The organism is Streptomyces sp. NPDC031274, from assembly GCF_055570235.1.
The window spans coordinates 73,319-81,480 of sequence record NZ_JBVIHP010000035.1 but is presented as its reverse complement, the minus strand read 5'-3'; the positions used below and the strand labels follow the sequence as shown (position 1 = coordinate 81,480).

Sequence of the window (8,162 nt, the reverse complement as noted above, 5' to 3'; positions counted from 1 at the left end):
CACCTTTTTCCCCCCCACGCCGCTTTTCGGCTCGGGAGGAGCGGTGTCCGCGGCGTGGGACGGGGGGGAAAAAGGTTCGGGGGGGCGGGGGGTGGCGCCCCCCCCCCCCCACTTCGGTCCGGTGACCGGGCTGCTCAGCAATGCCTACACGGTGCGCGGCGGCGCGGCCGACGCGATCGAACCGGCCGACTGGAACCGGCAGTTGTCGGTCATGCTGACCGGCGCGTTTCTCGGCGTACGAGCCTGCCTTGACGACCTGCGCACCACACGGGGCGCGGTGGTCCTCGTCTCGTCCGTGCACGCTGTCATGGGTCTGCCCGGACGTCCCGCCTACGCGGCGGCGAAGGCGGGCCTGACCGGTCTGGCGCGCCAGCTCGCGGTGGAGTACGCACCCGGCGTACGGGTCAACGCGCTCCTGCCGGGACCCATCCTGACCCGGGCCTGGGACACCATCGGCGCGGACGACCGGGCCCGGAGCATCGAGCAGACCCCCGCGGGTCGCCTCGGGCGCCCGGACGAGGTCGCGGCGAGCGCGGCTTTCCTGCTGAGCGATGAGGCGTCCTTCGTCACCGGAGCCAGTCTCGTCGTGGACGGCGGCTGGAGCGTGTACAAGACATCAGCCTGAGCCGACACCGCCCTCGCCGCACCGAGCCCCGCATCTGCCCTGCCGCTCAAGGAGGTTCACCCGATGAAGATCACCCGTGTCGAGACATTCTCCGTGCCGCCCCGCTGGCTGCTGTGCCGCGTGGAGACCGACGAGGGAGTGGTCGGCTGGGGCGAGCCGGTGGTCGAGGGGCGCGCGGCCACGGTCCGTGCCGCCGTCGGCGAGCTGGCCGAACTCCTCATCGGCAAGGACCCGTCGGGCATCGAGGACCACTGGCAGGTGATGACGAAGGGCTCCTTCTACCGGGGCGGCCCGGTCCTCTCCAGCGCGGTGGCCGGGCTCGACCAGGCGCTGTGGGACATCGCGGGCAAGCGGCTCGGCGTGCCCGTGCATGTGCTGCTCGGCGGCCCGGTCCGCGAGCGGGTACGCGCCTACAGCTGGGTGGGCGGTGACACGCCTGCCCACATCACCGATCACGTGACGGCCCAGGTCGAGGCGGGCTTCACCGCGGTCAAGATGAACGCGAGCGGCCGTATGAACCGGCTGGCCACCGTCGCCGACATCGACGAGATCGTCACCCGCGCCACCGCGGCGCGCGAAGTCCTCGGCCCCGAAAGGGACTTCGCGCTGGACTTCCATGGCCGTTTCCACGCGGCCAACGCCCGTCGGCTGCTGCCCCACCTGGCCCCGCTCGCGCCCATGTTCGTAGAGGAACCGCTCCTGCCGGAGTACGGGCACCTGCTGCCCGACCTGGTCGCCTCCTCGCCCCTGCCGATCGCCACCGGCGAGCGCCTGTTCTCGCGGCAGGACGTGCTGCCCGCCCTGCAGGCAGGCGTCGCGGTCCTGCAGCCCGATCTCTCCCACGCGGGCGGCATCTCCGAGGTCCGCCGCATCGCCTCGCTGGCCGAGACCTTCGACACCCTCATCGCCCCGCACTGCCCGCTGGGCCCCGTCTCGCTGGCCGCCAGCCTGCAGATCGCCGTCAGCGTGCCCAACTTCCTCATCCAGGAACAGTCGATCGGCATCCACTACAACACCGGCGCCGACGTCCTGTCCTACCTCGCCGACACCGAGGTGTTCCGCTTCCACCAGGGCCATCTGCTGCGCCCGACCGGACCGGGCCTCGGCATCGACATCGACGAGAAGGCGGTGCGCGCGGCCGACGACAGTCAGGCGGACTGGCACAACCCGGTGTGGCGGCACGAGGACGGCTCGTTCGCCGAGTGGTGATCGATTGGGGGCTCCCTGGGGGCTCCCCGTGAACTCTCCGAAGGCTCCCCGAGCAGCCGCCGACCTTCACAGGGGCAGGGCGCGCTCGTACACCACGTGCTTCATGACGAGCGTCGAGCTCAGCCGCTGCACGCCGGGCAGGGTGGCGAGCTTGTCGTCGTAGAGGCGCTGGAAGGCGGGCAGGTCCTTGCTGACGATGCGTACGAGATAGTCGGGATCCCCGAAGAGGCGCTCGGCCTGCAGGATCTCGGGGATCTCGGTGAGGGCGTGCTCGAAGGCGGAGACGGTGTCGCGGTCCTCCTGGCGCATGGTGACGAAGACCAGCGCCTCGAAGCTCAGACCCACGGCGCCCGCGTCCAGGATCGCGCGGTAGCCGCGGATGGCCCCGCCGCGTTCGAGTTCGCGCAGCCGACGATGGCAGGGCGAGAGGCTGAGCCGCACGCGGGCCGCCAGTTCCGTGACCGTCAGACGGCCGTCTTCCTGGAGCTCGGCAAGAATCTTCCGGTCCACATCATCCATGAGGTAGATCCTGCCACTGTGGCTGCTCCAGCTGGCAATACTTGGAAACACCTTTGGGCATATCGGAACTAATCTCCTCCTCGGAACCAGTTTGAGAGGGAGAAAGTACGTCGTGGCTGTCAGCTCCATCACCGCCTTCTGGGCGGTCTCAGTCCTGCTCATCCTCGTGCCGGGGGCGGACTGGGCCTACGCGATCAACGCCGGGCTCCGTGATCGGTCCGTGGTGCCGGCCGTCAGCGGCCTTCTGCTCGGCTATCTGGCGCTGACCGCCGTGGTCGCCGCCGGGGTGGCGGCGGTCGTGGCGCGGACACCGTCCGTCCTCACCGCCCTGACCGTTCTCGGCGCCCTCTACCTGGTGTGGCTCGGCGCCACGACGCTGGCCCGGCCCGCGGTCGCCGGAACCGCGTCGCAGGACGCGGAGAGCGGGGCAGTGGGGGCCCGGGTTCTCAAGGGGGTGGGGATCAGCGGCCTCAACCCCAAGGCGCTCCTGCTCTTCCTTGCCCTGCTTCCGCAGTTCACCGCCCCGCACGGCAGCTGGCCCCTCGCGGCGCAGATCGGCACGCTAGGCCTGGTGCACACGCTCAGCTGTGCGGCGATCTACCTGTGCGTGGGCGTGCTGGCCCGCACCGTCCTGCGGGCGCGTCCCGCCGCCGCGCGCGCCGTCACCCGTATCTCGGGCGCCGCCATGATCGTGATCGGCGTACTGCTGCTCGCGGAACGCCTCGCGGCCTGAGCCGAGTGCATGACCTGAGGTGCGTACGTGGCTTGAGGCGAGTGCATGACCTGAAGCGAGTGCGTGGCCTGGGACGAGTGCGTGGCCTGGGACGAGCAGGTCACGCGGCGTCCGGCTCACGCCGCCACTCGTGCGCGAGCAGGGACCAGACCTCCATGTCGTGGCGGACCCCCTTGTACAGGGACTGCTCGCGCAGGGTGGCGTCCAGGTGCATTCCCATGCGCTGGGCGACGGTACGGCTGCGGGTGTTCCCGGCGCTGTTCCACCACTCGATCCGATGCATGCCGCGCTCGCCGAAGGCGTACGCGATCAAGTGCCGGACCGAGGCGCTGATCAGACCGTGGCCCTCGCCCGCGGGCTCGGACCAGGCGCCGATCTCGCAGTTGCCGGTCTTGGCGTCGAACTGCACGAACATCACACCGCCGATCAGCGTGCCGTCCCGCCAGATCCCGTAGATCCCTCCGGAGTCGGCGGCCTGCTTGTCCGCGTAGTTCTGGAGGGTGGCGCGGGCGGACTCCAGATCGGTGGAGCGGGAGGCCCACGGGATCCAGGGATCGGTGTGGGAACGGGCCCGGTCGATGTGCTCCAGGAACTCGGCGTCCTGCCAGGGCTCCAGCGTGCGGAGCTCGGCGTTGTCGGTCAGCGGTATGGCATACATGGCTGGTCCTATGCGGTTGTCCGGCTGGGCGCGTGCGGTGTTCCGGCCCACGCCTCCAGGTGCGTAGTGCTCAGGTACGTAGCACTCAGGTACGTAACGAACGTTGGGTATGTACTCTAACGGCTATGACGCCGCCAGCCCGTACCGACCATGACGCCCGCCGGACCGAGGTCTCCCAGGCGGTGTGGCGAGTGCTTGCCGCCCGCGGTTTCGGCGGGCTCACGCTGCGCGCGGTCGCCGCGGAGATGGACGCCACCACCGGTCTCCTCACGCACTACTTCCCCAGCAAGCGGGCCCTCCTGAGGCACGCCCTCGAGGTACTCGACCGCCGCTCGGCCGACCGCCCGCGCCCGGCGGCCGAGCGGGCCGGGGACGCGTCAGGGATGGTGATGCTGCGGGCGACGCTGCTCGACATCCTCCCTCTGGACGACGAGAGCGCGGCGAGCAACCGGATCTGGGTGGCCTCCTGGGACGTGGCGCTCGCCGACCCGGATCTCGCCCAAGAGCACGCCGAGCGCTACCGCCGTGCGCGCCAGCGGATGGCCGGGCACATCGCGGACGCCAAGGAGCTGGGCGAACTGCCGCTCGGCCCGCGGACCGAGGACACCGCGGCGGCCGCCCAGAGCTTCGTGCTGGGTCTTGTCGTCCAAGCGCTGTTCGCGCCCGGGGAGTTTCCTGCCGGGCGGCAGATCGCGCTGGTGGACGAGTACTTGGCGCGGATGGGCACGGGGGGCGCCCAGGGGGAGCGAGCCGCGGGCGAAACCGACCCGGTGGGTGGCCCCGGCAGGGTCGGCTAGCGTGTCCGGATGATCATTACCGAGCCGATGGAGTGGGACGGCCTCAACGACCGCGAGCGGTACAACGACTGGTACCTGGAGCAGCGGGACAGGTCCGCGGACCTGGCCAGGGACGCCGACTGGAACGGCCTGTTCGAGGAGTTGGGGAAGCATCCGGCGCAGGCCAATTTCGCACGGCCCGGGTATCGCAGCGGCTTCGCCCCGCTGCATCAAGCGGCCTGGCACGGCGCGGACTTCGCTGTCGTCTCGCGGCTGATCGCGCACGGCGCCTGGCGGACGCAGCGCACCCGTGACGGGCGGCGTGCCGTGGACGTGGCGCGGGAACGGGGGCACACGCATCTCCTTGAGCTTCTGGAGCCGGTCGTGGTGCGGCGGCTCCCCGGACCGCCGGATGTCCTGGAGCGTCACTTCCACGCGCTGCTGCGGGAGACGACCGGCAGCTGCTTCGACGAGATCGAGTACCGGTTGCCGCCGCTGTCCCCGCTGACGGAGGGGCCGGCCGTGGAGATCTTCTTCCGGGTGATCGGGATGATGGGCGGCTTCACCTACTGGCTCCAGGAGGGAGTCCTGTGTGTGAACGGCCACTCGCGGATGGACGGCGATGACGGCGACCACTACCGCGTGACCTCCGAGGGCTGGTCGAAGATCGAACGCACGCGCATGCCGCCCCCTCCCGCCTGACCGCCCCCTCCCGCCTTTCCGGCGCCGACCCGCCGTCCGCCGCTACAGCCAGTCGTGCTCACGCGCATAGCGCGCCGCGTCGTGCCGGGTCCGTGTCTGGGTCTTCTGCATGGCGTTCGAGAGGTAGTTGCGTACGGTGCCCTGTGCCAGGCGGAGTCGGGTGGCGATCTCGGCGACGGAGTACCCGTCGCCGGTCACCCGCAGCACGTCGATCTCCCGGTCGGTGAGTGGGCAGTCGTCGATGACGGCGAGCGCGGAGACGTCAGGGTCGATCCATCTCTTGCCCTCGTGCAGGGTGTTGATGACCGTCGTGATGTGCGCGGGCTCCGCCGACTTGCTGACGAAGCCCTGGACCCCGAGTTTCAGGGCCTTACGGAGCACCCCGGGCCTGGCATGGCGGGTCAGCATGAGGATGACCTGGTCCGGCTGGGCACGGCGGATCTCCGCGACGGCACCGAGTCCGTCCACACCGGGCATCTCCAGGTCGATGACGAGCACGTCGGGCCGGTGCCGCAGGGTGGCCTCAATGGCCGATTCGCCGTCCTGCGCCTCGGCGAGCACGGTGATGTCGCCTTCGAGAGGCAGCAGCGCCGCCAGGGCTTTACGGAGCAGGGCCTCGTCGTCGGCGAGCACCACGCTGGTCATCGGTCGTCCTCCCGCGCCGCGCAGTGCGGCCTCGCCGGGCGAAGGGGAGGGAACTCCGCGGCCGTGAGGAACCGTCCGTCCTTCTGTTCCACCGTCAGCTCGCCTCCGTCGTCGCTCACTCGTTCCTTGAGGGTGGCAAGGCCACTGAGCTCCGGAAGGGGAGCTTCCCGCGCGCCGTCGTTGACGATGCTGATGCCCGACTCCGAGAGAGTGATCCGCACCCGCGTGGCCTGGGCGTGGCGCAGGATGTTGGTCGTCGTCTCGCGGAGGACCTGGCCGAGCAGCCCGTTGACTCTCTCATCGGGGTCGGCCTCACGGTTGACGCGCACCCGGATGCCCGCGGCTTCAAAGAGGTTCTTCGCGTTCTCCAGCTCCACGGACAGGTTCAGCCGCCGCTGTGCGTAGGCGAGCTCCTTGGTCTGGGCGATGGTGTCGCCGACCAGGGCGCGCACCTCCCGCAGTTCCTCCTCCACGCGCTCGATGTCGCTGCGCAGCAGCTTCTCGGCCAGGGTGATCTTCAGCTTCACCACATGCAGTGTGTGGCCCTGGATGTCGTGCAGATCGCCGGCGAAACGGATGCGCTCCCGGATGACGGCCAGCTCCGCCTCGCGTTCCCGCGACTGCTCGATGACCTCGTAGAAACGCTGGTTGGCGAACATGAGGACGATTGCCACCACCATGATTCCCGTGGGCAGGAGGACGTACCGGATCAGGACGCCGGTCACATCGGCCGGTGATTCAAGGAGTTTCGCCGCGCCCACCGCGGCGACGAACGCGCTCAGTGCCAGGGTCGCCGGGACGCGGTGGCGGCGGGACAGCTGAGAGACGAAGTAGGGGCCCACGATCGTGAGGCCGTAGAACGCCGTGTGACTGTCGGTCACCAGCACTCCGAGCAGCCATACGGCAGCGGTGATGATCAGGCAGGGGAGCGCGACGCGGGAGGTGTCACCCGCTGTCCACCGCTCGATGACCACCAGGGCCGCGACCACACCCACGGTCAGGAGGGCGCCCTCCCACCACGACCTGGCATCGACCGCCACCAGAACCGCCCCCACGGCGGCGAGCGGCGGGATGATCATGGCGAGGTTGACGCCGCGCAGCCGTCCCTGCGTCGTCTGGGCGTGCTCAGGCATCTTGTGGTGGCTTTCCGGGGTCGGGGCCAGGGTCGGCGTCCGGGCGGGTCCGGGTTGAGGTCGGGGTCGGGGTTGGTCGGACAGCGGAGTCTGACCCCCATTTTCCTCCGGCTCAGAGGGCGCCACCAGTGACACCACGTCATGCCCGCACCCTGAGGAATGTCATGGCGCGGTGATGACACCACGCCCCTGCCGGACGAGCGTGACGACGGCTGAGATCGAAGCATGACCTCGACACCAGTCATCGACGTGGAACGGCTGAACATCAGCTACGGCGGCTATCACGCCGTGAAAGACCTGACCTTCCAGGTGAACAAGGGAGAGCTCTACGCGCTTCTCGGCACGAACGGTGCCGGAAAGACCTCGACCCTGGAGATCATCGAAGGCCACCGTACGGCCGGCTCGGGCACCGTACGGGTCTTCGGACGCAGCCCGCGCGACCGGCGCGCCGTACGGCACCGGATGGGCATCATGCTGCAGGAGAGCGGATTCTCCCCGGACCTGACGGTCAAGGAATCGATCCGCCTGATCGGCAGACTCTCCCGGCGCGAGGACAGGGTCGAACGCGTGCTCAGCATCGTCGACCTCACGAACAAGGCCGCCACTCAGGTGTCCCAGCTCTCCGGCGGTGAGAAGCGGCGCCTGGACTTCGCCACCGCCGTGTACGGGAACCCTGAGCTGATCTTCCTGGACGAGCCGACCACCGGTCTGGACATCCAGTCCCGGGACGCTCTGTGGGACGCCGTGGACAAGCTGCGCGACGACGGATCCACCATTGTGCTCACCACGCACTACCTGGAAGAGGCACAGCAGCGCGCCGACCGCGTCGGGCTCATGCACATGGGCGCCTTTCATCAGGAGGGGACCGTCGCTGAGCTGACGCGGACACTCCCGGCCGCCATCCGCTTCTCTCTTCCCGCCAGTGCCACCGCCAGCGCTAGTGCCACCGTGCCTGCGCTACCGCTCCGGGCCGTGCGAGAGACGGACGGGGGGTTCGTCGTCAAGACCTTCCACCTGCAGAAGGACCTCCACACCCTCCTCGGCTGGGCGGACGCCAACGCGGTGGAGCTCAAGGAACTCCAGGCCGGACCGACGCGGCTCGATGACGTCTTCCGCGCCATCGGCGGCGCGTAACCCACTCCCGGACCTTCCCGAGAAGAGG

Annotated in this window: 10 protein-coding genes; 6 read left to right on the top strand and 4 right to left on the bottom strand. The window is 69.6% G+C overall.

Features of this window, described 5'->3' with window-relative positions:
* Both ACZ5CR_RS38870 and dgoD read left to right on the top strand, forming a co-directional pair.
* A partial coding sequence (locus tag ACZ5CR_RS38870; protein WP_468866675.1) for an SDR family NAD(P)-dependent oxidoreductase occupies window positions 1-625 on the top strand: 625 nt, incomplete at its 5' end.
* Between the two features lie 63 nt (window positions 626-688).
* Window positions 689-1,834 carry a galactonate dehydratase gene (gene dgoD / locus ACZ5CR_RS38865; protein WP_468866673.1) on the top strand — a complete coding sequence of 382 codons (1,146 nt, stop codon included), beginning with the start codon at window positions 689-691 and terminating at the stop codon, window positions 1,832-1,834.
* 66 nt (window positions 1,835-1,900) lie between these two features.
* On the opposite strand, the gene ACZ5CR_RS38860 is transcribed toward dgoD, so the two are convergent.
* On the bottom strand, window positions 1,901-2,353 hold the full coding sequence (locus ACZ5CR_RS38860) for an Lrp/AsnC family transcriptional regulator (protein WP_468866670.1): 453 nt from the start codon (window positions 2,351-2,353) through the stop codon (window positions 1,901-1,903).
* A 112-nt stretch (window positions 2,354-2,465) separates the two neighbouring features.
* Here ACZ5CR_RS38860 and ACZ5CR_RS38855 point away from each other — a divergent pair, with 112 nt between their 5' ends.
* Window positions 2,466-3,086, top strand: coding sequence for a LysE family translocator (locus ACZ5CR_RS38855; protein ID WP_468866668.1), 621 nt, complete (start codon window positions 2,466-2,468; stop codon window positions 3,084-3,086).
* A gap of 100 nt (window positions 3,087-3,186) precedes the next feature.
* Here the strand turns inward: ACZ5CR_RS38855 and ACZ5CR_RS38850 are convergent, their stop codons facing one another.
* Window positions 3,187-3,744, bottom strand: coding sequence for a GNAT family N-acetyltransferase (locus ACZ5CR_RS38850; RefSeq protein ID WP_468866666.1), 558 nt, complete (start codon window positions 3,742-3,744; stop codon window positions 3,187-3,189).
* A 182-nt stretch (window positions 3,745-3,926) separates the two neighbouring features.
* Here ACZ5CR_RS38850 and ACZ5CR_RS38845 point away from each other — a divergent pair, with 182 nt between their 5' ends.
* The gene (locus ACZ5CR_RS38845) at window positions 3,927-4,541 is read left to right on the top strand and encodes a TetR/AcrR family transcriptional regulator (RefSeq protein ID WP_468866720.1); all 615 of its coding nucleotides are present in this window, start codon (window positions 3,927-3,929) and stop codon (window positions 4,539-4,541) included.
* Window positions 4,542-4,550: 9 nt separating this feature from the next.
* Window positions 4,551-5,222, top strand: coding sequence for an ankyrin repeat domain-containing protein (locus ACZ5CR_RS38840; protein WP_468866663.1), 672 nt, complete (start codon window positions 4,551-4,553; stop codon window positions 5,220-5,222).
* Between the two features lie 42 nt (window positions 5,223-5,264).
* Here ACZ5CR_RS38840 and ACZ5CR_RS38835 read toward each other — a convergent pair whose 3' ends face one another.
* Window positions 5,265-5,867, bottom strand: a complete 603-nt coding sequence (locus ACZ5CR_RS38835) for a response regulator transcription factor (protein WP_468866661.1) — start codon at window positions 5,865-5,867, stop codon at window positions 5,265-5,267.
* Complete coding sequence (locus ACZ5CR_RS38830) at window positions 5,864-7,000, bottom strand: sensor histidine kinase (protein WP_468866659.1); 1,137 nt, start codon at window positions 6,998-7,000, stop codon at window positions 5,864-5,866. The genes ACZ5CR_RS38835 and ACZ5CR_RS38830 overlap by 4 nt, the downstream gene beginning before the upstream one ends.
* Before the next feature lie 225 nt (window positions 7,001-7,225).
* On the opposite strand from ACZ5CR_RS38830, the gene ACZ5CR_RS38825 reads away from it, so the two are divergent.
* Window positions 7,226-8,134, top strand: a complete 909-nt coding sequence (locus tag ACZ5CR_RS38825; protein WP_468866657.1) for an ABC transporter ATP-binding protein — start codon at window positions 7,226-7,228, stop codon at window positions 8,132-8,134.
* The last annotated feature ends 28 nt before the right edge of the window (window positions 8,135-8,162 follow it).